Source organism: Methylobacterium sp. J-068, from assembly GCF_022829445.1.
Classification (GTDB): Bacteria; Pseudomonadota; Alphaproteobacteria; order Rhizobiales; family Beijerinckiaceae; genus Methylobacterium.
The window spans coordinates 154156-177111 of the sequence record NZ_JAKSXY010000059.1 but is presented as its reverse complement, the minus strand read 5'-3'; the positions used below and the strand labels follow the sequence as shown (position 1 = coordinate 177111).

Genomic DNA, 22956 nt, shown 5'->3' with positions numbered 1-22956 from the left:
CGCCTACTCCGCCGCGTCGACGTAGAGCTTGCCGCCCTCGGCCTGGAACTCGGCGGATTTGGCCGCCATCCCGGCCTCGCGCTCGGCCTGGCTCATGGGGGTGGCCTCGCCCAGTACCTGCCCGGCCGCTTCCATGGCCAGCACCTCGGCGCGCAGATCCTGCGTGATCTTCATCGAGCAGAATTTCGGGCCGCACATCGAGCAGAAATGGGCGACCTTGTGGGCATCCTTCGGCAGGGTCTCGTCGTGGTAGGCGCGGGCCGTGTCGGGATCGAGCGACAGGTTGAACTGGTCCTCCCAGCGGAAATCGAACCGGGCGCGGGAGAGGGCGTCGTCGCGCAGCTGCGCCGCCGGATGGCCCTTGGCGAGGTCGGCGGCGTGGGCCGCGATCTTGTAGGTGATCACGCCCTCCTTCACGTCGTCGCGGTTGGGCAGGCCGAGATGCTCCTTCGGCGTGACGTAGCAGAGCATGGCGCAGCCGAACCAGCCGATCATGGCGGCGCCGATGCCGGAGGTGATGTGGTCGTAGCCCGGTGCGATGTCGGTGGTCAGCGGACCGAGGGTGTAGAACGGCGCCTCGCCGCACTCTTCGAGCTGCTTTTCCATGTTGACCTTGATCTTGTGCATCGGCACGTGGCCGGGGCCCTCGATCATGGTCTGGCAGCCCTTGTCCCAGGCGATCTTGGTGAGTTCGCCGAGCGTCTCGAGTTCGGCGAACTGGGCTGCGTCGTTGGCGTCGGCAATGGAGCCGGGACGCAGGCCGTCGCCGAGCGAGAACGACACGTCGTAGGCCCGCATGATGTCGCAAATCTCGTCGAAGCGCTCGTAGAGGAACGATTCGCGGTGCCCGGCCAGACACCAGCGCGCCATGATCGAGCCGCCGCGCGAGACGATGCCGGTGACGCGCCGGGCAGTGAGCGGCACGTGGGCCAGCCGCACGCCCGCATGGATGGTGAAGTAGTCGATGCCCTGCTCGGCCTGCTCGATGAGGGTGTCCTTGAACACCTCCCAGTCGAGTTTGAGCGGATCGCCGCCGACCTTTTCCAGCGCCTGGTAGATCGGCACCGTGCCGATGGGCACGGGCGAGTTGCGCACGATCCACGAGCGGATGTTGTGGATGTTGCGGCCCGTGGACAGATCCATCACCGTGTCGGCGCCCCAGCGGGTCGCCCAGACCAGCTTCTCGACCTCTTCCGCCGCCGACGAGGTGACGGCCGAGTTGCCGATATTGGCGTTGATCTTGACGAGGAAGTTGCGGCCGATCGCCATCGGCTCCACCTCGGGGTGGTTGATGTTGGCCGGGATGATGGCCCGGCCCCGCGCCACCTCATCGCGCACGAATTCGGGGGTGATGAAGGCCGGCAGCGCCGCGCCGAAGCTGTTGCCGTCAGCCAGCGCCGCCTGGGCGCCCTCCAGCATGGTCTCGCGGGCGAGGTTTTCGCGGTTGGCGACGTAGATCATCTCCTCGGTGATGATGCCCGCGCGGGCGAACTCGTACTGCGTCACCATCTGGCCGGGGCCGGCCTTGCGGATCAGGCGCGTCGCCGGACACGGGGCCACGAGCTTGTCCTCGGGCACGAAGCCGTTGTCCTCGGGCTTGACCGCGCGCGGCGTCACCGTGGCGTAGCCGCGCTTGGCGATCCAGGGATCGCGCACCAGCGGCAGGCCGGCATTGAGGTCGATCCGCGCATCCGTCTCGGTGTAGGGCCCCGACGGGTCGTAGACCCGCACCGGGGCCTCCTTCGGGTCGCTCAACGTGATCTCGCGGAACGGCACACGGATGTCGTCGTGCCCGGGAACGCCCGCATAGACCTTGCGCGATCCCATGATCGGGCCGGTGGTCACCGCCTGCGGCGAGCCCTTCGGCGGCTCGCCCGAGGGAAGGTCTTTCGGAAGGACGGGTGCGTTCATAGGGTTCGCTCCTGGCGTTGGAGGCGATCCGCTTCGCGTGGGACGGTCGTGGATGGGATGACGCTGGGTCTTCGCGTCGTATCTTCGATTCCCGTCCCTCCGCCGGTACGAACCGGATCAGGTTCAAGGGTCAGGGCGACGCGCCCAATCTCAGCTCCCGTGCTCGGAGCCCCCCTCGGAATTGTTCCAGACTCACGGCCCGCGCGCGGTTTGTCAATCGCCGGCCGACAAACCGGTATGGAATTCGGGGTCGGACGAACCGGACGCCCCCTCTCTGCGTTGAGGCAGCAATGGTTCGGCCGTCAGGGCCGGCATTCGAACGACAGGTTCATCCCATGAAGCGCATCCTTATGGCCTCGGCCGCCCTGGTCGGGGCCCTTTCACTGATTCCCGCCACCGCGGACGCGCGTCCGGGCGGTGGCGGCTTCCGGGGCGGCGGCGGCGGGTTCCACGGCGGCCTCGGCGGCGGCTTCCGTGGCGGGGCCGGCGGTTTCCGGGGCGGCTTCGGTGGCGGCGGCTTCAACCGCGGCGGCATCTCCCAGGGCGGCTTCAACGGCGGCGGCGTGGTCTCGGGCGGCTTCAACCGGGGTGGGTTCAACCGGGGCGCCGCCGGCATCGGCGGCGGCGCGTTGGCCGCCAACGGCTTCCGGAACGGCGGCGGCTTCAACCGGGGCGGATTCGATCGCGGCGGCTTCAATCGGGCCGGCTACGGCGGACGGGGTTACGGCTACCGCCGGGGCTATGGCGGCCTGGGCCTTGGTATCGGCCTCGGCCTGGCGGGTGCCGGCATCGGCTACGGCCTCGGCAGTGGCTATTACGGCGACGATTACTACGCGGGCGGCTACGCCCCGGCCTATTACGGCGGGGGCTATGCGCCCTACGGCGACGGTTACGCTCAGGCCGGTTACGCCGAGACCACCGAAGTCGCGCCGGGCGGCAACGACGTCGCGTACTGCGTCCAGCGCTTCCGGTCCTACGACCGTCGCAGCGGCACCTATCTGGGCAATGACGGCCAGCGCCACGCCTGCCCGTAACGGCTGACGCACGGGAGCTCTGAAGGCTCCGTATTCAAGGCCCCGCCTGCCCCGCGCAGGCGGGGCTTTCTTGTAACGGGATCGATCAGCCGCCCTGAAGGCTCTCGGCGAAATCCTCCGGGACCTCGCCGAAATGTGCCAGGATCGTCGCGCTCTCCAATTCCCCCGTCTCGTCGTCGGCCACCACCTTCATGGCCGCCGTTCCGGGAAAGCGGGCGGCCATGGCCTCCGCCTTCTTGAGGGCGCCGCTCTCGGTCACCGCCACCTCGCGGTCGCCGGGCGTCAACCGCTTGCGCTTGAGCACGAAGGTCTGAACCAGGAAGGTCGTCTTGAGGGCCATGGTGGTGTCTCCACCGGCTCGGGCCCATCCTGGCCCATTCCGGATACGGAGCGCACCTAGCATGAAACCGGGGGATGGCGGCGATGGCGCCCCGTTGTCGCGGGGCGCCGCGAGACCCTTACACCATCGACGTGTCGGAGGCCTCGATGCGCACCACCAGGCGGTCGCCCTCCCGGAGTTCCACCGGGCGTCCGTCCATGAAGGCGCGCGCCCGCTCGATGGCCTCGGACTCGTCGCGGGCGGGAATGACCTTGGTGCGCAGTACGCGGCCCACGGCATCCAGCAACAGCGCGCGGTAGGGCCTCTCTGATGATGCGTTGTCCGTCATGACCCACCCTCGCGCGAAAACCACCCCGGCGCTGCCGGCCGCGCGGGTCTCGCGCCCGCCCGATTTCTTAACGTAGAGTCATACAGCCACCAGACACGTTCCCGCGAGATCTCATCACTTTTCCGACCTCACGTTGCGCGAAGCAGGATTGCGGGAGATGCCGCGCGGGGGCGGAGCGTCACCACAGCCGGATGAGCCGGTAACCGGTGATGACGTCGGCGAGGTCGATGCCGAGACCGGCGGTCAGGCGCAGGCTGACGCGGAACACCGGGCGGGTGAAGGCGCCCGAGAGCAGGAACAGCCCGAGCAGCACGAGGGCGGAGTGCCGGGCCACCCGGTCCGTCCAGGACCAGTCGCCGGGAAGCCAGGGCCGCAGGATCGCGTAGCCGTCGAGGCCGGGCACCGGCATCAGGCCGAGGACGAGGGCGGTGCCCTGGAACAGCACCGAGACCGCGAGCACGGCCCGCAGCGTCCCGGATTCGTCGCTCGTCAGGGCGTAGAGGCCGACGAGCAGGATCAGGAACAGCAGGCTCATGGCGGGTCCGGCGGCGGCCACCGCCGATCGACGCCCGCGACTCGGACCCGCGGCCTCCGCCTCGGAAACACCGCCCGGAAAGCCGAGCCCCACCAGGATCGTGAAGACCACCGGCAGAAGCATCGTGGCGACCGGATTGGGCGCGCGCGCGGGATCGATCGCCAGGACCCCGGTCGCCAAGCCCCCGGTCGCCAAGCCCCCGGTGCCGGGCAGGCCCGGGTTCCCTGAGACGAGGAGGGGCCCGAAGGCGTGCAGGCAGAGGCCGAGCACCCAGCCCGCCATCACGAACACGAAGGCCGCGCCCGCCCCGTCGAGCAGGTCGCCGCCGATCGCGAAGCCGAGCCCGTTGAAGATGAGGCCGACGAGCAGGAGATTGGCGCTGAGGGTGATCCGCCCCGCGCCACCCGCCGAACCGGATGTCCGCGTCATGCTGAGTGCGACCGGCCCGCCCCGGTGGGGCGGCCGGGCCACGGCTGGGCGGCCTCGTGGCCGCTCGGCACGAGACGGAGGGCCGAGTCCGGGATCGGGTGTGGGATGCGGGCTTTCACGCGACGCAACATCGCTGGTGACACGGCAAAGTCCAGTCCCTACCTTCGCGGGATCATCCGGCTCGGCATCCGGTCTCCCCGCCCCGATCCCGTCCCTCGCGATCGGACGCATGCGCCTTCTCCTCGCCTTCCTCGTCGCAGGCCCGCTCGCGCTCTACGCGGTCGCGCTCGTCGTCCTGGCCGCGTTCCAGCGCCACCTCATCTATCCGGGCGCCTATCGCGGCCCGCTTCCCTCGGCCGCCCGAGACGCGCCGCCCGGCACCCGCGCGATCAGCCTGGAGACCGACGACGGCGAGCGCCTGTTCGGGTTCTGGCGGCCCCCAACGCCGGGCTGCGCCGTCGTCCTGAGCTTTCACGGCAACGGCTCGCGACCCGAGCCGGCGGCGGCGCGCTTCTCCGCCGACCCCTGGCGCGCCGAGGGCTGGGGCGTCCTGGCCATCGCCTATCGGGGTTATCCGGGCTCGACCGGCAGCCCGAGCGAGGATGGCCTGATCGCCGATGCGGGGGCCGCCTACCGGGAGGTCGCCGCGCGCGCGCCGGGCGCGCCGGTGCTGCTGCACGGCCATTCCCTCGGCGCCGCCGTGGCGGTGGCGGCGACGCGGACGATGCCGCATCTCGGCCTCTACCTGGAGGCGCCCTTCGATTCCCTGACCGCCGTGGCGGCGGAGCGCTTTCCCTACCTGCCCGTCCGCCTGCTCCTGCGCGATAGCTTCCGCTCGGACGCGCGCATCGCCGAGACCGGCGGCCCCGTTCTGATCGTCCATGGCCGCTCGGACCCGGTGGTGCCTCTCCCCCACGCGCAGCGCCTCGCCGAGCGGGCGGGACCGCGCGCCCGCCTGACGATCCTGCCGGGCGACCACGTTTCGATCCTGGGCGAACAGGACCGCGCGGCGGAGGCGCTGTTTCGGCCGTTGACGACGGACCCGGTCTGCCGGAAGCCCCTCGCGACCGAGACGCCTTAGAGCGCCTCACAAAACTCCCGACCACCGTCGGTCCTCACTCCGGGCACGGCAGAGCAGGGGGAACTTTGTGAGAGACACATAAAGCCGGTCCCGATCGAGCCGCACCGCCCGCGAATCCAATCCGGATCCGTCCGCCCGGTGAGATCGAGGGCGCATCGTGCGCGTTAAGCTTGATATCAGGTCGGTGCCTGCACATCCCAGGGACGGGGCCCCTAAGCATTGGCCGCCCTGGACTCTGTTCAGGCCGACCCGTAAATTTCCGATGCTGGGTATTTCAGTCTAAAGTATTGATCTGTTTTGGAACTGCGGAATGCGCATCGCCAACAGTCTTTCTCTGGCCGATCCCGCCGATGACAGATCGATTGTTTCCACAAGGGCAGATCCCGGCTCCCGGATGGAGGCTCTGACAGGCGTTCGATACATCGCCGCCGCCCTGGTCGTGCTGCATCATTTCGTGCCGGTCTCCGAGGCGACCGATCCGATCGTCAGGAATTTCCTGAAAGTCGTGGGCGACGGCTCGGTGTCCGTCTTCTTCGTCCTCTCGGGAATCGTCCTGTTTCACAGCAACGTCACCCTTCAGGGTCGTCTCAAAAAGACGAAGCGGCACTTCTGGATCGCACGCTTCGCGCGAATCTATCCCGTCTATGCGCTCGGCATTCTCCTGATCGCGCCCCTGAGCGTGCATCAGATCCTATCGAGCCACCCCAACGCGACGAACTATCTTCCGAGGCTGATCGTCTATCCCCTCAGCGCGATATCCCTGCTGCAATCCTGGACGCCCTGGACGGCCGTCGCGTGGAACGGCCCGGCCTGGTCGCTCTCCGTCGAGGCCTTCTTCTACGCGTTGTTTCCCCTGCTCATCGGCATCGCATCCCTGAGCCGGAGAACCTGTCTCGCGATCGCCCTCTCCTCGTGGGCCCTGGCCTCGGCCATCGGGATGGCCCCCTTCGTCCTGTGGGGCGACGCGGGCTCGGTCTTCGGCGGGATCTTCTTCCAGGCGTTCCCACCGCTACGGCTGCCGGAATTCATCGTGGGACTCATCCTCGGCATCCTCATCCGCGACACGGCCCTGCCAGACGCCGCCCGATCTGCCCTGTCGCTGGTCGCCGTGGCCTCTTTGACGGCAGCGACCCTGTTCGCTCCGTGGTGGGCCTATCGCTTCTTCAGCCTGCCGTGCATCGGCCTGCTGTTGTTCGGCCTCACGTCCTCGGGCGGAATCCTGACTTGGGTGCTGAAAACGCGCGTGCTCGTGTCCTTGGGGGCCGCGAGCTACAGCCTCTACATCCTTCACGTTCCGGTCTTCGGATATCTCGGCCTGATCCAGGATTCCCTATCGTTCAGACCCCTCGGCCCGGTCGCGAACGTCTTTTTCGGCCTGGCACTCCTGACGGCCCTGTCGGTCGCCTGTCATCGCTATCTCGAAATGCCGATGGCCGGCTGGATCAACGGACGGCTGGCGTCCCGACCCGGTCAGCGCCGGGACGCGCCGGCCGTCGACGGAGCGACGGCCGAGGCGTCGCTCCGGGCGCGTATGTCGTAGCCCTGTGCCGCACCGGATGCGGATCGTGGCCTCTGCTGAGGCTGGACGTCCGGGGCGCGCGGGCGCGTCGACGGGAGACGCCATGCCCCGTGTGGCTCGCAATCGGCCGCACGAGACGTGCCGCGTCGGCACCCCATATCCATCGTCCCGCGAAGAGGAGCCCCAGGAGACCCCGATGGGACGACGAGCCCGGATGTGGCGCGAGGACGATCCGACGACCCATGGACCGGTGAAGGCCCCGGTGATCTGTCCGCTCTGCGAGCGTCCGATCCCGCCGCGCGCCAAGTCGAGCCTGCACCACCTCACCCCGAAGCTGAAGGGCGGCGCGCGGGGCGGCACCGTGCGGCTGCACCAGATCTGCCACTCGGCGATCCATGCCCGCTTCAGCGAGGCCGAGATCGCCCGGCGCCTCGCCGACACCGAGGCCCTGCGCGCCGACCCCGAGATGGCCCGGTTCCTGGCCTGGGTCCGGACGAAGCCCGACGACTTCCACGCCGCGACGCGGATGACCCGCGACCGCAGGGGCGCCAAGCGCGATCCTTCCTGAGACCTTGGTTTCATCGAGGTTCGGCGGACGCCCGCCGGCGCGCGGTCGCGCGAGTTCGCGCGAACTGAGCCCGATGAGGCGACCGCAGCGCGGTCCGGTCCGGGGTGGCTCCCGCCGAAGCCGGGCATTCGCCGGGTCGCCTTTACCCGCTGTTCGGCATGATCCGCACGGAGCGCGCCCGCGTATCGGCCTCCTTAAGGTTCCGCGCGGGAGGATGCCCGCGACGCGAGGGGAGCGGGATCATGGAGAGCAGGATCACGGCGGTCGAGACACGGGCGGGCGGGCAGGATGCGAACCGCCTCGCCTGGGTCGACGTCGCCAAGGGGGTCTGCATCATCCTGGTGGTGATGATGCATTCCACCCTCGGCACCGGCATCGCCATGGAGGGCGAAGGCTTCCTCCACACCCTCGTGGCCTTCGCGCGCCCGTTCCGGATTCCCGACTTCTTCCTCCTGTCCGGCCTGTTCCTCGGCCGGGTGATCGACCGCGACTGGCGCCTCTTCCTCGACCGCCGCCTCGTGCACTTCGCCTATTTCTACGTCCTCTGGGTCCTCATCCAGTCGGCGGCCAAGTACGGCCAGATCGTCGAGGGCGCGGGCCCCGGCGCCTTCCTGGCCCATCTGGCGACGGCCCTGGTCGAACCCTACTCGACCCTGTGGTTCATCTACCTGCTGGCGGTGTTCTCGGTGCTCACCAAGGTTTTGCGCCGAGTGCCCGCACCCGTGATCCTCGGGCTCGCGGCGCTGCTCGAGTTCCTCACGGTCCGGACCGGCATCGAGCTCGTGGACGAATTCTGCGCCCGCTACGTCTGGTTCCTCGTGGGCTACCTCTTCGCCGGGCGCATCTTCGACTTCGCCGACGGGGTCCAGCGCCACGTCCGCGCGGCGCTCCTCGGCCTCGCGCTCTGGGCCGTGACCAACGCCGCCCTGGTGTTCCTTCCCAGCGGCCTCGCCTCGGTGCCGAGCCTCGCCCACCTGCCCGTCCTGGGTTTCCTGCTCAGCGGGGCCGGAGCGCTCGCCATCGTGGCCATCGGTGCCCTGATGAGCCGGGCGGGCGGCCCGGTGACGGAGGCCTTGCGCGCCTGCGGCCAGCGCTCGATCGTGATCTACCTCGCCTTCTTCCTGCCGATGGCCTTCACCCGAACGCTGATCGTCAAGACCGGCGCCATCGCGGATATCGGGCTGGCGAGCCTCGTCGTCACGGTGGTGGCGCTCCTGGTGCCGCTGGCCTTCGAGCGGATGATCCGCCACACCCCGGCCGCCTTCCTGTTCCGGCGCCCGAAGGCCTTCCACATCGTCGGCGAGCGGCCGAGACCGGCCGCCCCCGGCCTGCGGACGGCGTGACGCCTCAGGCCGCGGCCTCGACCCGCGGTCGGACGCAATGCGCGAGGAAATTGGCGATCTCGGTGCGCCGGCGCGCCGGATCGAGCAGATCGGCCCCGAGCCGGTGGCGGGCGATGCGGTCGGCCTGCGCCTCCGGATCCACGTGGATCCGGCACAGGTCCGCCGCGTAGGCCTCCACCGCCGCGTGGTCGGGCCGTGCGCCCGCCTCCACCACGTCGTCGGCGCTCAGGCGCAGCATGGCGGCGAGCGCGTCGAGGTCGAGTTCCGGGTGGTATTGCGTGCCCCAGAACACGCCCGGCCCGTGCACGATCTCGATCGCCTGGACCGAGAGCACCTGGTTGCCCGCCAGCACCGTGGCGTGGGCGGGCGGCACGATGACGGCGTCGAGGTGCATGGCCGGCGCGTCGAAGCGCGCTCCGCGGCCCGCGAGCAGCGGGTGCGTCGCTCCCGCGGCCGTTCGCGTGAGGTCGCGCGAGAACCCGTATTCCGGCCCCTTCGGGTTGCGGGCCGCCTCGCCCCCCGCCACCACGGCCGCGACCTGGACGCCCCAGCACGAGCCGAAGACCGGAAGCCCGTCCCCGAGCGCCTGGCGCATCAGCGCGATCTGGCGCCGCACCGCCGCGCCGCCCTCGCGGATGTGCAGGGCCGAACCGGTGACGAAGAGGGCGTCGAAATCGCCGAGCCGCGTGCCGGCGGGCAGCGCCGCGTCCGCATCGGCCGGATCGATCAGGGTGCAGACCGCGCCGGGCGCGAGTTGGCGCAGGATCGCCGCGTAGGCCTCTGCCGAGGTGACGCCCGCCGCCTCGACATGGGCGGCGCGCCCCGCCCGGTCGTTCCCGTCGGCCACGAGGAGTCGGAGCATGTTGTGGTCCCGTCCGGCCCGATCATCGGGCAAAAGGGACGGGGAACGATCCGCGCTCCCCCTCGTTCCCGCCAGGACGGGCACCGTATCGCCGCACGGCGTCCGCCCCGCGGCCGACAGCCCAGGCACGCGACCGGAGGCGCCGATGGCCACGCGACGTCCTGCTTCACTCGGCCCTGCTTCACTCAGCCCAGCTTCACTCGGCCCGACCGCGCCCCGAGCCCGGCGGTTCTGCTGGCTGTTCCTGGGCCTCGCCCTGGCGCCCGCGCCCGCCTCGGCGCAGTACATGGCGCTGACGGCCCCGCCGAAGCCCTACGCCCCGACGCACGAGGCCTCATCGCCCCCCAAGCCCAAGCCGTCCACGGCGCGCAGCGCCGATCACGCCCTCAACGGCACGCTGCCCAACCAACGCACCGGTCCCTCGCGCCTGCGCGCGGTGCGCGACATCTGCATCGGCTGCGACCGCTGACGCCGCTCATCCCAAATCCGGTCGATCCCTTCGGGATGGCGGATCAGGGCTTCGCTCAGGCGCCGCGCGGGCTGAGCGATCCTGTCTCCGCTTCGATCAAGCGAAGACAGGATCAGACACCACCCTTCACCCCCCGGGTGATGGCCTCGACCATCCCCTGCGACAGGCGCACGAACTGGCCGGTGCCGTGCCCGCGCGCGTCGAGCAGTTCTGCGAAGACGGGCTTGGCCGGCGCGTAGGCGAGCGCCTCGCGGGGCCGGGGCTTGCGGCGCTTCTCGCGCAGGCGGTCGGCGAGGGCGGCGGGAACGAACGGATCGCGCAATGCCCGGCAAGCTCCTGTTGCGGCGCCCCGCAGGCCCGGCCCGCGCGGACGCCGCCGGGCTTACGGCGGGCCGGTTTCCGGGAGCTTAAGACGCTACGCCCGCCAGAGTCCGGGCCATCGTGCGGAACCACCCCGGCGGGCGGGCGGTTTGATCTGCCGAACAGGGAGAAAAAATCAATGTCTGACAGCGTGTTGGCGTCCGTGACCGTCTCGTCTCTCAGCGCCGCGCGCGGCGCGCGCGATCGCCTCTCGCGGGCGGGCTTCGCGCGCAACAGCATCGAGATCGACCGCCTGGACGACGACACCTTCGCGGTCTCGATCGCGACCCGGCCCGAGAACCACGCCCGCGCCGAGCGCATTCTCACCGGATCGCCTCTCCGAGACGACCTGCGCGAGGGCGCCCGGACCGCCGCCAGCCACTTCCACGACAATCGCGGTCTGGCCCTCGGCCTCGCGGCGCTGGCGGGCTTTGCCCTGTTCGGATTGCTGCGCCGGGATTAGACCCACGCTTTCCTGACTGTCGGATCGGAGCACGGTGTGGCGAGCCGTTACGGGCTGGAGATCCGGGCGGCGGGCCCCGCCGATGCCGCTGGCCTCTCCGAACTCCTGGGCGCATCCGGCCATCCCACCCCGCCCGGAGTGCTGGCCGAGCGGCTCGACGCCCTGCGCCAGGGACACGGCGCCGCCCTCATCGCCCTGGAGTGGGGGCCGCCGAGCGGCCTCGTGGTGCTGCACTGGTATCGCACCCTGGAGGCCACCCTGCCGGTCGCGCAGATCAGCACCCTGCTGGTCGGCCCCGACGAGCGCCGGCGCAGCATCGGCCGCCTCCTCCTCAAGGCGGCCTCCCAGGCGGCCCGCTCCGCCGGCTGCGGCGACATCGAATTGCGGACGGATCAGCCCGAACTCCGGGCCTTCGCCGATGCCACGGGGTTTTTGAAACCCGGCACGCTCTCGGTCCGACCCCTGCGCAAGAAGGTCTGAACGGGCCGGGCCCGTCCCGCGACCGGACACGAATGGACCGGGCCGCGACGACGGGCCTCCGCAGTGCCCCTACGCGGCGTGCCGCGCCCACAACGCCACGCCCCCGCCGACCGCTAAGGCGAGGAGCGGAGGGCACCACGAAGGCGACGAACTGGATCTCGGACACGGCTCGAGGCCTTTCAGGACCATACGCGCCAGGGCGTTCAGCGTCAGGGATCAGCCTATCGCGGGCACTGTTCGTGTATCTTACCCCCCTTCACACGACCCAGCGCATCCGGCGAACGCGATCCGACAGCCTCGGAATTTCCTCTGATTTTTCAAGGTGTTGAAAAATCGGCCGGTTAACACCCCTTAAACCCGCCGCAATTACCGTGCGCAAGCAGGGTCGCTCGAATCGCGAACGAACCTTGGGGCAGACGGGACGCATGGCGAAGGGACGCGAAGGCGGAGGCAGGGGTGAGCCGAACTTCGACGTGCCCGAGGGGCGCGCCGTAGACCCGGCCGACCTCGATCTGCGGCTGTCGCGGGCCGATCGCGCGGGGGGCGGCGTGGCACGAGGCGGAACGGGTTCGAAGGGCGGCCGGCAAGGAGCGGGGCAAGGGGCATCCAGGGCGGCGGTGTCGAAGGCTCCGGCCTCTCGGGCGTCGCGCAAGGCGCCGCGCCGCGTGCGCCGCTCCATCCTGGGCCGGCTCGTCTATGCCGGGCTCATCCTCGGCCTCTGGGGCGTCATCGGCGTCGCGGGCCTCGTGGCCTATCACGCCTCGCAATTGCCGCCGATCGACCAGCTCGCGGTGCCGAAGCGCCCGCCCAACATCGCCATCCTGGCGAGCGACGGCTCCCTGCTCGCCAATCGCGGCGAGACCGGCGGCCGGGTGGTCGGCATCAAGGAACTCCCGCCCTACCTGCCGCGCGCCTTCGTGGCGATCGAGGACCGGCGCTTCTACAGCCATCTCGGCGTCGACCCCGTGGGCATCGCCCGCGCCATCGCCCAGAACGTGACGCGCCGGGGCGTGTCCCAGGGTGGCTCGACCCTGACGCAGCAGCTCGCCAAGAACCTGTTCCTCACCCCCGAGCGCTCGGCCTCGCGAAAGATCCAGGAGGCGATCCTGGCCCTGTGGCTGGAGCATAAGTACACCAAGGACGAGATCCTCGAACTCTACCTGAACCGGGTCTATTTCGGCGCCGGCGCCTACGGCGTGGAGGCGGCGGCGCAGCGCTATTTCGGCAAGCCGGCCAAGGCCGTGACCCTGGCGGAGGCGGCGATGCTCGGCGGCCTCGTGCAGGCGCCCTCGCGGCTGGCCCCGAACCGCAACCTGCCGGCCGCGCAGGCCCGCGCCGCCCAGGTGCTCGCCGCGATGCAGGAGCTCGGCTTCGCCAAGCCGGCGGACGTCAAGCTGGCGCTGGCGACCCCGGCCCGGCCCGCCGGGGTGCGCGGCGGCGGCTCGGCCAACTACGTCGCCGACCTCGTGATGGACGTGCTCGACGACTTCCTGCCGAAATTCGAGACCGACATCGTCATCAGCACCACCGTCGACACCGCCCTGCAGGCGGCGGGCGAGAAGGCGCTGGTGGACGAGCTGAACCAGAAGGGGGCCCGCTACAACGTCGCCCAGGGCGCCCTCGTCTCGCTGAAGCCCGATGGCGCCATCCGCGCCCTGGTGGGCGGGCGCGACTACGCCCAGAGCCAGTTCAACCGCGCCACGACGGCCAAGCGCCAGCCCGGCTCGTCCTTCAAGCCCTTCGTCTATCTCGCGGCGGTCGAGCACGGCCTGACCCCCGACACGGTCCGGGACGACGCGCCGATCAGCATCAAGGGCTGGAACCCGGAGAACTACTCGCGCGACTATCGCGGGCCCGTGACCTTGCGCGACGCGCTCGCCCTCTCGCTCAACACCGTGGCGGTGCGTCTCGGTCAGGAGGTCGGGCCGAAGACCGTGGTGCAGACGGCCCAGCGCCTCGGCATCGCCTCACCCCTCCAGGCCAACGGCTCCATCGCGCTCGGCACCTCGGAGGTGACGCCGCTCGAGATGGTGGGCGCCTACGCGGCCTTCGCCAACGGCGGCACCGGCGTGATCCCCTACATCATCGCCAGCGTGAAGGGCGCCGACGGCAGCGTGCTCTACAAGCGCAAGGAGGGCGGCATGGGCCGGGTCATCGACCCCAACGCCGTCTCGATGATGAACGCGATGATGCACGAGACCTTCGTCACCGGCACCGCCAAGAAGGCGGAGGTGCCGGGCTGGGACCTCGCCGGCAAGACCGGCACCAGCCAGGATTTCCGCGATGCCTGGTTCATCGGCTATTCCTCGACCCTGGTGACGGGTGTCTGGCTCGGCAACGACGACGGCGAGCCGACGAAGAAGGTCTCGGGCGGCAACCTGCCGGGCGAGATCTGGAAGGCCTACATGACCGTCGCCCTGAAGGGACAGACCCCGACGATGCTGGCGGGCGCCAAGAGCTGGCGCAACCGCGCCCCCGCCGAGCCGGCCGTCACCAACAGCACGCCCGGCGGACTGATCGGCGCGCTGCTCGGCGAGCCGCAGGCCGCCGCGCCCGCGCCCCGCGCGGCGAGCCCCGCCACGCGCCACGCCGAGGCCGGCGCCGGCCCGAGCCGGGACGACCGCAACTTCCTGGAGAAGCTGTTCGGCGTCGGCGAGTAGGCCCCCGCGAACCACCCGCGAGGACTTGTCACCTGCGGGGCACACCGCGTCGAAAATCCCGCATCGGGCGATTGACGATGGGCGTCCCGATCGGGCCTCCTGTCCCGGACGGTTCCTCTCCGGAGGATCAAAAGGGAACGCGGTGCGGGGCTCTGGCCCCAATGCCGCGGCTGCCCCCGCAACTGTGAGCGGCGAGCCCTTCACCACCGACGTCACTGGGCTCCTCGGCTCGGGAAGACGGTGAAGGGCGGCGACCCGCGAGCCAGGAGACCTGCCGTCAGTCGTGGTCACACGCGAAACGCGCTGGGCGGGGTGCCCCGGCGGGTGTCGGGGCGTTCGCGTGTCGCGAACGGGTCGGCCTCGTTCGCGGTGACGTGCCACCGCCGTCGCCCGAGGTTTCTCGTCCGTGTCCCGATCCCGCTTCAAGACGCGCCGCATCGCCCTCCTGACCTGTGCCGGCTCCCTCTGGGGGGCGCCCGCCCTCGCGCAATCCGCGAGCCGCGCGGAGGCCTCGCTCGCGGAATTGTCGGTGACGGCCGAGGCGCCGGCCGCCCGCGGCACGGAGCCCGCGGCGAGCGCCGCTTACGTCGGCGGCGTCACGGGCATCGGCGGCGGGCTTCGTCCCGTGGACGCGGCGAGCGCCGGCGTGATCTCGGGCGCGGCCCTCAACAGCCGCCCCATCACCCGGCCCGGCGAGGTGCTGGAGAGCGTGCCGGGCCTCATCGTGACCCAGCATTCCGGCGAGGGCAAAGCCAACCAGTTCTTCCTGCGCGGCTTCAACCTCGACCACGGCACCGACATCGCCATTTCGGTGGACGGCATGCCGGTGAACATGCGCACCCATGCCCACGGCCAGGGCTATGCCGACCTCAACTTCCTCATCCCCGAGCTTGTCGGCGCGGTGGAATTCCACAAGGGTCCGTACTTCGTGCGCGACGGCGACTTCGCCTCGGCCGGCTCGGTGCGGATCGACTACCTCGACCGGGTCGAGCGCAACCTCGCGCTGACCGCCTTCGGCAGCTTCGGCTACAAGCGCGCGCTCGCCATCGCCTCGGCGCCGCTGGCCCAAGGCCACCTGCTCGTGGCCGGCGAGGCGCAGACCTATGACGGCCCCTGGGACGTGCCGGACCGTCTGCGCAAACTCAACGGCGTCCTGCGCTACAGCCAGGGCACCGCCCTCGACGGCTTCGCCGTGACGGGCATGGCCTACTGGGCCAAGTGGAACGCCACCAACCAGATTCCGGAGCGCGCGGTCGCGGACGGGATCATCGGCCGCTTCGGCACCCTGAACCCCACCGATGGCGGCGACACCAGCCGCTTCTCGCTCTCCGGCCGCTGGAGCCAGACGAGCGAGGCCGGGATCACGCGGGCCAACGCCTACGTGATCCGCTACGGCATGAACCTGTTCAACGATTTCACCTACTTCCTCAACGACCCCGTCAACGGCGACCAGTTCCGCCAGCGCGACAGTCGCGTGCTCGGCGGCGGGGAGGCCTCCCACACCTTCCAGGGCAGCCTGTTCGGCCTGCCGATGGAGAACGAGGTCGGCGTCCAGACCCGCACGGATTCGATCCGGGTCGGGCTCGCCAACACGACCAACCGGCAGGTCCGCTCGACGGTGCTCGACGACCGCGTGCTGGAGGCGAGCGCGGCGTTCTATTACGAGAACCGGGTGCGCTGGACCGACTGGCTGCGCACCAGCGTGGGTTTTCGCGCCGACGGCTATTACGCCGACGTCCGCTCGGACACGGCGGCCAATTCCGGCACGGCGCGGGACGGCATCGTCAACCCGAAGCTCGGCCTCGTGCTCGGCCCCTGGTTCGACACCGAACTCTTCGTGAATTACGGCGGCGGTTTCCACTCGAACGACGTGCGCGGCGTCACCGCCACGGTCGATCCGACGAGCTCGCTGTTCACCATCTCCCGCTCGCCCTTCCTCGTGCCCTCGACGGGCTCGGAGATCGGCATCCGCAACCGCAGCATCGCGGGGTTGGAGACGGCCGTGACGCTGTTCCAGCTCGATTTCGCCTCCGAGAACCTGTTCCAGGGCGACACCGGCACCACCGAGCCGAGCCGGCCCACCCGCCGCTTCGGCGTGGAATGGACCAACCGCTACGCGGTGACGCCTTGGCTCTCGCTGGAGGGCGACCTCACCATCACCAACGCGCGCTTTTCCGACCGCGACCCCGTCGGCAACCGGGTGCCCGAGGCGCCCACCACCATCGCCTCGGCGGGCTTCACCTTCGGCGAGGGCCCGGGCTGGTTCGGCGCGATGCGCCTGCGCTATTTCGGCCCGCGTCCCCTGATCGAGGACAATTCCGTGCGCTCGAAGCAGACCGCGCTGCTCAACGGCCGCGTCGGCTACAACTTCGACAACGGGATCAGCCTCTCCCTCGACGTTCTGAACCTCACCAACGCCAAGGCCGACCAGATCACCTACTTCTACATCTCCCGCCTGCCCGGCGAGGCGGCGGACGGGGTGGCCGACCGGCACTTCCACCCGGTCGAGCCCACCGCCGTGCGGCTCACCCTGGCGGGGCGGTTCTGAGCGGCTGCGCTCGGGTCACCGCGACACCTCCATCACGAGGCGGGTCGCGAGGTAGAGCCGCGGCGTGATGCTGGCGAGCACCGCGAACTCGTCGGCGCTGTGATAGTGGCCGCCGACGATGCCGAGGGATTCGAGGATGGCGGGTTTGGCCGGACTGTCGGGCTGGAAGGCGTAGCCCGCATCGGTGCCGCCGCCGATCTCGGCGAGCGCGAGGGGGGTGCCCAACTCGGCGTAGATCGCCCGCGCGCGTTCGCCGAGCGCCTTCGTGGCGGGATTGCGCGGCAGCGGCGGACGGCCCTTGGCGAGATCGAAGGTCACCTGCGTGTCGGGAACGCGGTGCGCGCCGATGATCCGGCGCGCCTGCGTCAGCACCCGGTCGTACTCGTCCGGCACGAAGTAGCGCATGTCGCCCTCCGCCCTGGCGTCCTCCGGGATGATGTTCGGCTTGGTGCCGCCGTGGATCACGGTCCAGTGCAGGCTGGTCCCCTTGGCGGAATCACCGAGGTCCTGAAGCTGGAGGATCTGGTGGGCGAGTTCGACCACCGCGTTGCGGCCGGCCTCCGGCGCGCCGCCGGCATGGGAGGCGCGGCCCTTCACCGTCAGGCTCGCGTAGTTGATGCCCTTGGTCGCCACCGTGACGGCGTCGATGCCGGCCTCGGCGAAGGACGGCTCGAAGGACAGGACCACGTCCTGGTCGCGGGCGATCTCCGCGATCGCGTCGCGGGAACCGCGCGAGCCGCGCTCCTCGTCCGGGTTGAACATCACCGTGAGGGCGCCGTAACCGTCGAACCGCAGCGCCTCCAGGGCGGCGAGAACGTGCAGGATCATCGCGACGCCGCCCTTCGCGTCGGCGACTCCCGGCCCGTAGGCCCGGCCGTCGCGCTCGGTATAGGGGCGCTTGGCCGCGTCGCCCGTGCCGAAGACGGTGTCGTAATGCACCAGCAGCATGATCTTGCGCGTGCCCGTGCCGGATCGCGTGCCGACCAGGGTGTTGCCGCCGAAGGCGGGCGCGGCCCGGGTGCTCACCGCGAGCCCCGCCGCCTCGAGGCGCGCCTTCAGGACCGCCTCGACCTTGGAGAGGCCCGCCACGTCGCCGGTGCCGGTATCGACGTCGACCAACCCCTTCAGGGTCTCGCGATACGGGCCATCCTGAGCCTTGGCCGCCGCGAGCACGGCCTCGTCCGGCGCGGCCAGGGCGGGACGGGGCGCCAGGGCCACGAACAAGGCCAGAGCGAGGGAGGCGAGCGAGCGCATGGCGATCCTGATCATCGGTGGCCGACGCGGCGAGGCGGGTCGCGCCGGGTCCGCATGGCCGGACATCGTGCCGAAAGGGGCATCGTGCATCAATGCTCCGAAGGACGCGACGTCTCATTTCGGCGCCGATGCGCAGCGTGGCGACGTCCTCCGGGACGGTCGGGGGGATGCCCTCGTCGTCGATCGTCAGGGGCTCGCCGACGGGCTGGCCGGCGCCTGGGCCACCACGCACCCAAACAGGCCTGCCGGCCCCACCCGTCGTCCCATTGCCCGCACGCCTCCGGCGCTCGACGCGCCGCGCCCCGGCCTCGCGGGACCTCGGGGCCGGGGTTCCCGAGGGCCGCGCTACAACATGGGCAGCGTGCGCGGCTTCGGGCCACGCGGAAAGGCCGCGTCGAGCGCGTCGATCGCCTCCGCCGCGAGGGTGATCGCGCCCGCCGCCGCATTCGCCCGCGCCCGCTCCGGACGCGCCGTCTTCGGGATCGTGAAGGTCCCCTCCGCCCGTGTCAGGAACGCGAGGGCGATGGCGCGCGGGGTCGTGCCCTGCGCCTCGGCGAGGCGGGCGAGCACCCGGCCGCCCGCGCTCCCGGCGTTCGGGAAATCGCCGCTGCCGAAGGGCGAGTAGCCGACGAGCGCCACGCCGTTGGCCCGGCACCAGGGGAGCACCGCGTGCTCGATGGCGCGCTCTCCCAGGTGGTAGAGCACCTGGTTGCAGGCGATCTGCCCCGGCCCCGCGATGGCCAGCGCCCGGTCGAGGTCGGCGACGTCGAAATTGCTGACGCCCCAGGACCGGATCTTGCCGGAGGCCTTGAGCGCGCCGAACCCCGCGATGGTCTCCTCCAGCCGATGGTGGCCGGGCCAGTGCAGCAGGTAGGCATCGAGATGATCGGTGCCGAGGCGCTTCAGGGAGCGCTTGCAGGCCGCGATCACGCCCGCCCGGCTGGCATTGCCCGGCACCACCTTCGAGACGAGGAACACCGCCTCCCGCCGCCCGGCGATCGCCTCGCCCACCAGGGGCTCGGCCTCGCCGTACATCTCGGCCGTGTCGACATGCATCATCCCGGCATCCAGTCCGGCCCGCAGGGTCGCCAGCGCCGCGGCGTGGTCCGCCCGGTCGAGGTGCCACGTTCCCTGCCCGACCACCGGGACCTCGCGCGCCGCCGCGCCGAACATTCCGCTCCGCCTTCATCCGCCCTCTCGCGACGCCTCCCCTCGACAACGCGTGACGGCCACACCGGTCCCCGATCGCGCGGCGTGCGTCACCTTGGCCATACTCGCGCCATCATGCGACGGTGTTCAGGGCGGGGTTCGAAGCGTGACGCGTCGGATGTCGCGTGACGTGGCGGCACGACGCGCAGCGGATCGCATCACGCCGAGGACCATCCGGTCAGGGGAATCGTCCGTTGCGCAGCGCTGGTCCCATGCCCCGCCTTGCCGGATCGCCGAGCCCGTCGCGCAACCGTTCGCGCCGCCGGGGGCCACGCTGATGCTGCCGCAGCACCGCTGGTTCTGGCTCCTCATCCTCGTCGCCTGCGGCGGCGCGGGCCTCCTCTACAACGTGCTGTTCGCCGGCGGCGCGACGCCGCTCGCGGGCTTCACCTACGGGATCGCGGCGGGCGCGACGACGCTGGCCTTCGATCGGGGCACGATCCTCGGCGGCCTCCAGGCCCGGATGCGGCGGATGCCGGCCAAGCTCTACGTCCCGGCGGCCGAGTTCGCCTACGTGCTGATGATCACGGCCGGGATCGCGCTCGGCGGGTTTCTGGTCTGGCTGTTCGGCTTCACGGACGACGACTTGAGCCACGCGGTTCGGATCACGCCGCGGGTCCTCGCCTATTCTCTGGCCGTGTCGGCGATGCTGGTCTTCGTCATCCGCATGCGCGATCTCATCGGTGGCGAGGTGTTCATCAACTTCCTCGTCGGTCGCTACCACCAGCCCGTGCGCGAGGAGCGGATCTTCCTGTTCCTCGACGTCGTCGGCTCGACGGCCTTCGCCGAGACCCATGGCGACCTCAAGGCCCAGGCCTATCTCGGCGCGGTCTTCGCCGCGCTGGCCGAGCCGGTCCGGCGCAACGCCGGCTCCATCGACGACTATATCGGCGACATGGCGATGATCACCTGGCCCATGGCGCGCGGCCTCAAGGATGCGCGCTGCGTCACCTGCGTCTTCGAGGTCATGGAGCGCCTGGAAGCGGAGTCCGAGGCCTGGATCGCCCGGTTCGGCACGGTCCCGCGCCTGCGCGCCGCCCTGCATGGCGGCTCGATCGTCACGGCCGAAGTCGGCGTCGACCGGCACAAGATCGCGTATTTCGGGGATGCCGTGAACGTCACGGCCCGCATCGAATCCCTGTGCCGTCCGCTCGCCGCCGAGATCCTGGTCTCCGACGATCTCCTCGCGCGCCTGGACGGCCTGCCCGCAGGCATCCGCGCCCGCTCCCTCGGGGCGCACGCCCTGCGCGGACGCGGCCAGCCGCTCAGCGTCTCGACCCTGGAGCGGGGGGCCGCGCTCACGCACGATGCGGCCGGGCTCTCCGGCGCATCCGCGATCGCCGCGCAATGAGCGCAGCCGGCGCCTCGACCGCCATCGTCGTCTACATCGACGCCGATGCCTGTCCGGTCAAGGACGAGACCTACCGCGTGGCCGCCCGCTACGGGCTGCACGTCTACGTCGTCGCCAACAGCGTCATGGCGCTGCACCGCGAACCGTGGATCGAACGCGTGGTGGTGAGCGACGGCTTCGATGCCGCCGACGACTGGATCGCCGAGCGCGCCCGCCCCGGCGCCATCGTCGTCACGGCGGACGTGCCCCTCGCCAGCCGTTGCGTGAAGGCGGGCGCGGAGGTGCTCGGTCCCAACGGCAAGCCGTTCAGCGAGAGCGGGATCGGCCTGGCGCTGGCCACCCGCAACCTGATGCAGGACCTGCGCGAGGCCGGCGCCATCACGGGAGGCCCGAAGCCCTTCTCGGCCCGCGACCGCTCGGCGTATCTCGGCGCCCTCGACCGGATCGTGGTCCGCCTGAAGCGGGCCGGATTCGGCTAGAGGCCGGCGGCCGCCTTGAGCGCGGCGTTGACGCGGTCCTGCCAGCCGGGACCGTCCTTCTGAAAATGCTCCAGCACGGCGCGGTCGATGCGCAGGGTCACCATCTCGCGCGCGCCCGGAACGGCCGAAGGCGCGGCGGCCGGCGAGGCGGCCTTCGCCACCTCGGCCGGTTTCGTGGTCGCGGCCTTGAAGGCGGCTTCGGCCGCCTGTCGCGGATCGCTGGGACGACGGGAGCGATCAAATGCCATGGCTGTCTCCTCCGCGCCGTGGTGTCAGGAGCGCTTGCGCTTGGGAGCCGGCGGTGCGGCGGCCTTCGCCTCGGCATCGGCCGCTTCCTTGGCGAGGCGCAGGGCGCGCAGCTTCACCGTCCGTTCGTCCACCGCCTTCACCGAGGCGAGGTGCTCGGCCATGGCCTGGGCGCCTTCCTTGGCCATCCGCTCGGCCCGCTCGGCACGCTCCTCGGATCGGGTCCGGGCGTCGGTCTCGTCGCTCATTGCATTCCTATCCTTGAACCCTCCCGTGCGCACGGGGCGCGGCGTCCTGGATGGCCGAAGGCGCGGCCGCGCGGACGGCCGGGCACCCAAGGGCCCGATGACCGATGAGGTCGTGACGCGCACCGGATCCTGCCGCGTGACGGCGATCGAGCGACGCGAGAGGCAGTCCACACACCCTTGACGTGGATCGGCTCCGGGCGGGATCGGTCAAGCCTTAGCACGCCGGGCGCCGAAAAGGCGAACGTTTCCCGGCGGCTGCAACCGCTTGTCCTCAAGCTTCCCGCCCTGGAGTACGCAGGCGCGGCTCAGAACACCGAGATCAGCACGATGCCGGCGGCCATCAGGGCCGCGCCGCCCAGGCGCTGCGGTCCCGCCTTGACCTGGCGCATTCCGAGCCAGCCGAAATGGTCGAGGGCGATGGAGGTCAGGAGGTTCGCGGTGATGAGCAGGCCGTTGAAGGCCCCCGCGCCCACCGTGTCGACGAAGAGCAGCCCTCCGAACACCGCCACGGCGCCGGTGATGCCGGCCAGCGGCATCCACCAGCGGACGCCGGAGACGTCCTGGCGCGTCGGCAGCGGGGTGGGACGGACGATGAAGACGAGGGCGAACACGAAGACGACCGGAATGAACGAGACGGTCGCGGCGAGCCACGGATTGACGAGGGCGCCGCGCAGCTGCGCGTTCCAGACCACGCCGATGGCCTGCAGCGCACCGGCCCCGAGGATGAACGGGTAGAGCAGCTTCCCGCTCATCCCGTGGCTCTCCTCCTCGCCACCCTCCGCCTTGCCGCTGGCACGGGCGATCAGCACGATGCCTCCGACCATGAGGAGACCGCCGAGCCAGGGCAGGGGCTTGAAGCCGCTTCCCTGCAGGCCGAACAATCCGAACGCATCGAGCGCCAGGGAGGTCAGGATGTTGCCGGTGATGGTGAGGCCGTTGAAGGGGCCTGCGCCGACCTTGTCCACGAAGGCGAGGCCGCCGAACACCGCGACCGCGCCGGCCACGCCGCCGAGCGGCGCGTACCAGGGCATCTTGCCGACGGTCTCCAGCGAGGGAAGCGGCGTCGGCATGAGGAGGAACAGCGTCGTGAACACGAACACGATGGGCAGGAACGAGACCGTGGCGGCCAGCCACGGATTGACCAGCCGCCCACGCAGCTGAGCGTTCATGGAGTTGCCGAGCGCCTGAAGCGCGCCGGCGACGAGGATGAACGGGTAGAGGAGCGCTGGATTCACGAGG

The 22956-nt window shown here is 70.7% G+C and carries 23 protein-coding genes and 2 riboswitches; of the genes, 12 read left to right on the top strand and 11 right to left on the bottom strand.

Annotated features, from left to right (window positions below):
• Nucleotides 1–3: 3 nt before the first annotated feature.
• Nucleotides 4–1911, bottom strand: a complete 1908-nt coding sequence (thiC, locus tag MKK54_RS07035) for a phosphomethylpyrimidine synthase ThiC (protein WP_279597212.1) — start codon at nucleotides 1909–1911, stop codon at nucleotides 4–6.
• A 77-nt stretch (nucleotides 1912–1988) separates the two neighbouring features.
• Nucleotides 1989–2097: riboswitch (TPP riboswitch) on the bottom strand.
• Between the two features lie 149 nt (nucleotides 2098–2246).
• Here thiC and MKK54_RS07030 point away from each other — a divergent pair.
• Complete coding sequence (locus MKK54_RS07030; protein ID WP_244010069.1) at nucleotides 2247–2945, top strand: BA14K family protein; 699 nt, start codon at nucleotides 2247–2249, stop codon at nucleotides 2943–2945.
• 85 nt (nucleotides 2946–3030) lie between these two features.
• On the opposite strand, the gene MKK54_RS07025 is transcribed toward MKK54_RS07030, so the two are convergent.
• From MKK54_RS07025 to MKK54_RS07015, 3 genes are all read right to left on the bottom strand, one after another.
• The gene (locus tag MKK54_RS07025) at nucleotides 3031–3285 is read right to left on the bottom strand and encodes a hypothetical protein (RefSeq protein ID WP_244010068.1); all 255 of its coding nucleotides are present in this window, start codon (nucleotides 3283–3285) and stop codon (nucleotides 3031–3033) included.
• Nucleotides 3286–3403: 118 nt separating this feature from the next.
• Complete coding sequence (locus tag MKK54_RS07020) at nucleotides 3404–3613, bottom strand: hypothetical protein (protein WP_244010067.1); 210 nt, start codon at nucleotides 3611–3613, stop codon at nucleotides 3404–3406.
• A 178-nt stretch (nucleotides 3614–3791) separates the two neighbouring features.
• Complete coding sequence (locus MKK54_RS07015) at nucleotides 3792–4577, bottom strand: site-2 protease family protein (RefSeq protein WP_244010066.1); 786 nt, start codon at nucleotides 4575–4577, stop codon at nucleotides 3792–3794.
• Nucleotides 4578–4806: 229 nt separating this feature from the next.
• Between MKK54_RS07015 and MKK54_RS07010 the strand changes: the two genes are divergently transcribed.
• The 4 genes from MKK54_RS07010 to MKK54_RS06995 all read left to right on the top strand — a co-directional run bounded on the left by MKK54_RS07010 (nucleotide 4807) and on the right by MKK54_RS06995 (nucleotide 9088).
• Nucleotides 4807–5658: an alpha/beta hydrolase gene (locus MKK54_RS07010; RefSeq protein ID WP_244010065.1), complete on the top strand. Its 852-nt coding sequence runs from the start codon at nucleotides 4807–4809 to the stop codon at nucleotides 5656–5658.
• Nucleotides 5659–6052: 394 nt separating this feature from the next.
• Nucleotides 6053–7198 carry an acyltransferase family protein gene (locus MKK54_RS07005; protein ID WP_244010064.1) on the top strand — a complete coding sequence of 382 codons (1146 nt, stop codon included), beginning with the start codon at nucleotides 6053–6055 and terminating at the stop codon, nucleotides 7196–7198.
• Nucleotides 7199–7373: 175 nt separating this feature from the next.
• Nucleotides 7374–7745, top strand: a complete 372-nt coding sequence (locus tag MKK54_RS07000) for a restriction endonuclease (RefSeq protein WP_244010063.1) — start codon at nucleotides 7374–7376, stop codon at nucleotides 7743–7745.
• A 242-nt stretch (nucleotides 7746–7987) separates the two neighbouring features.
• Nucleotides 7988–9088 (top strand): acyltransferase family protein, encoded by a 1101-nt coding sequence (locus MKK54_RS06995; protein WP_244010062.1) that lies wholly within the window; start codon nucleotides 7988–7990, stop codon nucleotides 9086–9088.
• A 4-nt stretch (nucleotides 9089–9092) separates the two neighbouring features.
• On the opposite strand, the gene MKK54_RS06990 is transcribed toward MKK54_RS06995, so the two are convergent.
• Nucleotides 9093–9950, bottom strand: coding sequence for a glutamine amidotransferase-related protein (locus MKK54_RS06990; protein WP_244010061.1), 858 nt, complete (start codon nucleotides 9948–9950; stop codon nucleotides 9093–9095).
• Nucleotides 9951–10095: 145 nt separating this feature from the next.
• Between MKK54_RS06990 and MKK54_RS06985 the strand changes: the two genes are divergently transcribed.
• Complete coding sequence (locus MKK54_RS06985; RefSeq protein WP_244010060.1) at nucleotides 10096–10419, top strand: hypothetical protein; 324 nt, start codon at nucleotides 10096–10098, stop codon at nucleotides 10417–10419.
• A gap of 112 nt (nucleotides 10420–10531) precedes the next feature.
• Here the strand turns inward: MKK54_RS06985 and MKK54_RS06980 are convergent, their stop codons facing one another.
• Nucleotides 10532–10741, bottom strand: coding sequence for a hypothetical protein (locus tag MKK54_RS06980; protein WP_244010059.1), 210 nt, complete (start codon nucleotides 10739–10741; stop codon nucleotides 10532–10534).
• A gap of 177 nt (nucleotides 10742–10918) precedes the next feature.
• Here MKK54_RS06980 and MKK54_RS06975 point away from each other — a divergent pair, with 177 nt between their 5' ends.
• From MKK54_RS06975 to MKK54_RS06960, 4 genes are all read left to right on the top strand, one after another.
• Nucleotides 10919–11242, top strand: a complete 324-nt coding sequence (locus MKK54_RS06975; RefSeq protein ID WP_244010058.1) for a hypothetical protein — start codon at nucleotides 10919–10921, stop codon at nucleotides 11240–11242.
• Between the two features lie 36 nt (nucleotides 11243–11278).
• Complete coding sequence (locus MKK54_RS06970) at nucleotides 11279–11722, top strand: GNAT family N-acetyltransferase (RefSeq protein ID WP_244010057.1); 444 nt, start codon at nucleotides 11279–11281, stop codon at nucleotides 11720–11722.
• A 425-nt stretch (nucleotides 11723–12147) separates the two neighbouring features.
• Nucleotides 12148–14382, top strand: a complete 2235-nt coding sequence (locus MKK54_RS06965; RefSeq protein ID WP_244010056.1) for a transglycosylase domain-containing protein — start codon at nucleotides 12148–12150, stop codon at nucleotides 14380–14382.
• Between the two features lie 92 nt (nucleotides 14383–14474).
• A riboswitch (cobalamin riboswitch) is annotated at nucleotides 14475–14676 on the top strand.
• Nucleotides 14677–14911: 235 nt separating this feature from the next.
• Nucleotides 14912–16930 carry a TonB-dependent receptor gene (locus MKK54_RS06960; protein ID WP_244010147.1) on the top strand — a complete coding sequence of 673 codons (2019 nt, stop codon included), beginning with the start codon at nucleotides 14912–14914 and terminating at the stop codon, nucleotides 16928–16930.
• Between the two features lie 15 nt (nucleotides 16931–16945).
• On the opposite strand, the gene MKK54_RS06955 is transcribed toward MKK54_RS06960, so the two are convergent.
• A complete protein-coding gene (locus MKK54_RS06955; RefSeq protein WP_244010055.1) occupies nucleotides 16946–18274 on the bottom strand; it encodes a glutamate carboxypeptidase in 1329 nt (442 codons plus the stop codon).
• A gap of 255 nt (nucleotides 18275–18529) precedes the next feature.
• Nucleotides 18530–19357, bottom strand: a complete 828-nt coding sequence (locus MKK54_RS06950; RefSeq protein WP_244010054.1) for an aldo/keto reductase — start codon at nucleotides 19355–19357, stop codon at nucleotides 18530–18532.
• A 313-nt stretch (nucleotides 19358–19670) separates the two neighbouring features.
• On the opposite strand from MKK54_RS06950, the gene MKK54_RS06945 reads away from it, so the two are divergent.
• Complete coding sequence (locus MKK54_RS06945; protein ID WP_244010053.1) at nucleotides 19671–20744, top strand: adenylate/guanylate cyclase domain-containing protein; 1074 nt, start codon at nucleotides 19671–19673, stop codon at nucleotides 20742–20744.
• Nucleotides 20741–21223, top strand: a complete 483-nt coding sequence (locus tag MKK54_RS06940) for a YaiI/YqxD family protein (RefSeq protein WP_244010052.1) — start codon at nucleotides 20741–20743, stop codon at nucleotides 21221–21223. Before MKK54_RS06945 ends, MKK54_RS06940 begins: the two co-directional genes overlap by 4 nt.
• Here MKK54_RS06940 and MKK54_RS06935 read toward each other — a convergent pair.
• The 3 genes from MKK54_RS06935 to MKK54_RS06925 all read right to left on the bottom strand — a co-directional run bounded on the left by MKK54_RS06935 (nucleotide 21220) and on the right by MKK54_RS06925 (nucleotide 22952).
• Nucleotides 21220–21471 carry a BrnA antitoxin family protein gene (locus MKK54_RS06935; RefSeq protein ID WP_244010051.1) on the bottom strand — a complete coding sequence of 84 codons (252 nt, stop codon included), beginning with the start codon at nucleotides 21469–21471 and terminating at the stop codon, nucleotides 21220–21222. The two genes, MKK54_RS06940 and MKK54_RS06935, sit on opposite strands and share 4 nt — an antisense overlap.
• 24 nt (nucleotides 21472–21495) lie before the next feature.
• Complete coding sequence (locus tag MKK54_RS06930) at nucleotides 21496–21717, bottom strand: hypothetical protein (RefSeq protein WP_244010050.1); 222 nt, start codon at nucleotides 21715–21717, stop codon at nucleotides 21496–21498.
• A 305-nt stretch (nucleotides 21718–22022) separates the two neighbouring features.
• Entirely contained in the window at nucleotides 22023–22952 is a 930-nt protein-coding gene (locus tag MKK54_RS06925) for a DMT family transporter (protein WP_244010049.1), read from the bottom strand.
• Between the last annotated feature and the right edge of the window lie 4 nt (nucleotides 22953–22956).

Bases quoted from the DNA above. Each gene is read 5' to 3' on its own strand.
- MKK54_RS06945 (WP_244010053.1), top strand. From the start codon at position 19,671: ATGCTGCCGCAGCACCGCTGGTTCTGGCTCCTCATCCTCGTCGCCTGC.
- MKK54_RS06965 (WP_244010056.1), top strand. From the start codon at position 12,148: ATGGCGAAGGGACGCGAAGGCGGAGGCAGGGGTGAGCCGAACTTCGAC.
- MKK54_RS07020 (WP_244010067.1), bottom strand. From the start codon at position 3,613: ATGACGGACAACGCATCATCAGAGAGGCCCTACCGCGCGCTGTTGCTG.
- MKK54_RS06930 (WP_244010050.1), bottom strand. From the start codon at position 21,717: ATGAGCGACGAGACCGACGCCCGGACCCGATCCGAGGAGCGTGCCGAG.
- MKK54_RS07000 (WP_244010063.1), top strand. From the start codon at position 7,374: ATGGGACGACGAGCCCGGATGTGGCGCGAGGACGATCCGACGACCCAT.
- MKK54_RS07015 (WP_244010066.1), bottom strand. From the start codon at position 4,577: ATGACGCGGACATCCGGTTCGGCGGGTGGCGCGGGGCGGATCACCCTC.
- MKK54_RS06940 (WP_244010052.1), top strand. From the start codon at position 20,741: ATGAGCGCAGCCGGCGCCTCGACCGCCATCGTCGTCTACATCGACGCC.
- MKK54_RS07025 (WP_244010068.1), bottom strand. From the start codon at position 3,285: ATGGCCCTCAAGACGACCTTCCTGGTTCAGACCTTCGTGCTCAAGCGC.
- MKK54_RS06985 (WP_244010060.1), top strand. From the start codon at position 10,096: ATGGCCACGCGACGTCCTGCTTCACTCGGCCCTGCTTCACTCAGCCCA.
- MKK54_RS07005 (WP_244010064.1), top strand. From the start codon at position 6,053: ATGGAGGCTCTGACAGGCGTTCGATACATCGCCGCCGCCCTGGTCGTG.
- MKK54_RS07030 (WP_244010069.1), top strand. From the start codon at position 2,247: ATGAAGCGCATCCTTATGGCCTCGGCCGCCCTGGTCGGGGCCCTTTCA.
- thiC (WP_279597212.1), bottom strand. From the start codon at position 1,911: ATGAACGCACCCGTCCTTCCGAAAGACCTTCCCTCGGGCGAGCCGCCG.
- MKK54_RS06950 (WP_244010054.1), bottom strand. From the start codon at position 19,357: ATGTTCGGCGCGGCGGCGCGCGAGGTCCCGGTGGTCGGGCAGGGAACG.
- MKK54_RS06955 (WP_244010055.1), bottom strand. From the start codon at position 18,274: ATGCACGATGCCCCTTTCGGCACGATGTCCGGCCATGCGGACCCGGCG.
- MKK54_RS07010 (WP_244010065.1), top strand. From the start codon at position 4,807: ATGCGCCTTCTCCTCGCCTTCCTCGTCGCAGGCCCGCTCGCGCTCTAC.
- MKK54_RS06975 (WP_244010058.1), top strand. From the start codon at position 10,919: ATGTCTGACAGCGTGTTGGCGTCCGTGACCGTCTCGTCTCTCAGCGCC.
- MKK54_RS06995 (WP_244010062.1), top strand. From the start codon at position 7,988: ATGGAGAGCAGGATCACGGCGGTCGAGACACGGGCGGGCGGGCAGGAT.
- MKK54_RS06935 (WP_244010051.1), bottom strand. From the start codon at position 21,471: ATGGCATTTGATCGCTCCCGTCGTCCCAGCGATCCGCGACAGGCGGCC.
- MKK54_RS06990 (WP_244010061.1), bottom strand. From the start codon at position 9,950: ATGCTCCGACTCCTCGTGGCCGACGGGAACGACCGGGCGGGGCGCGCC.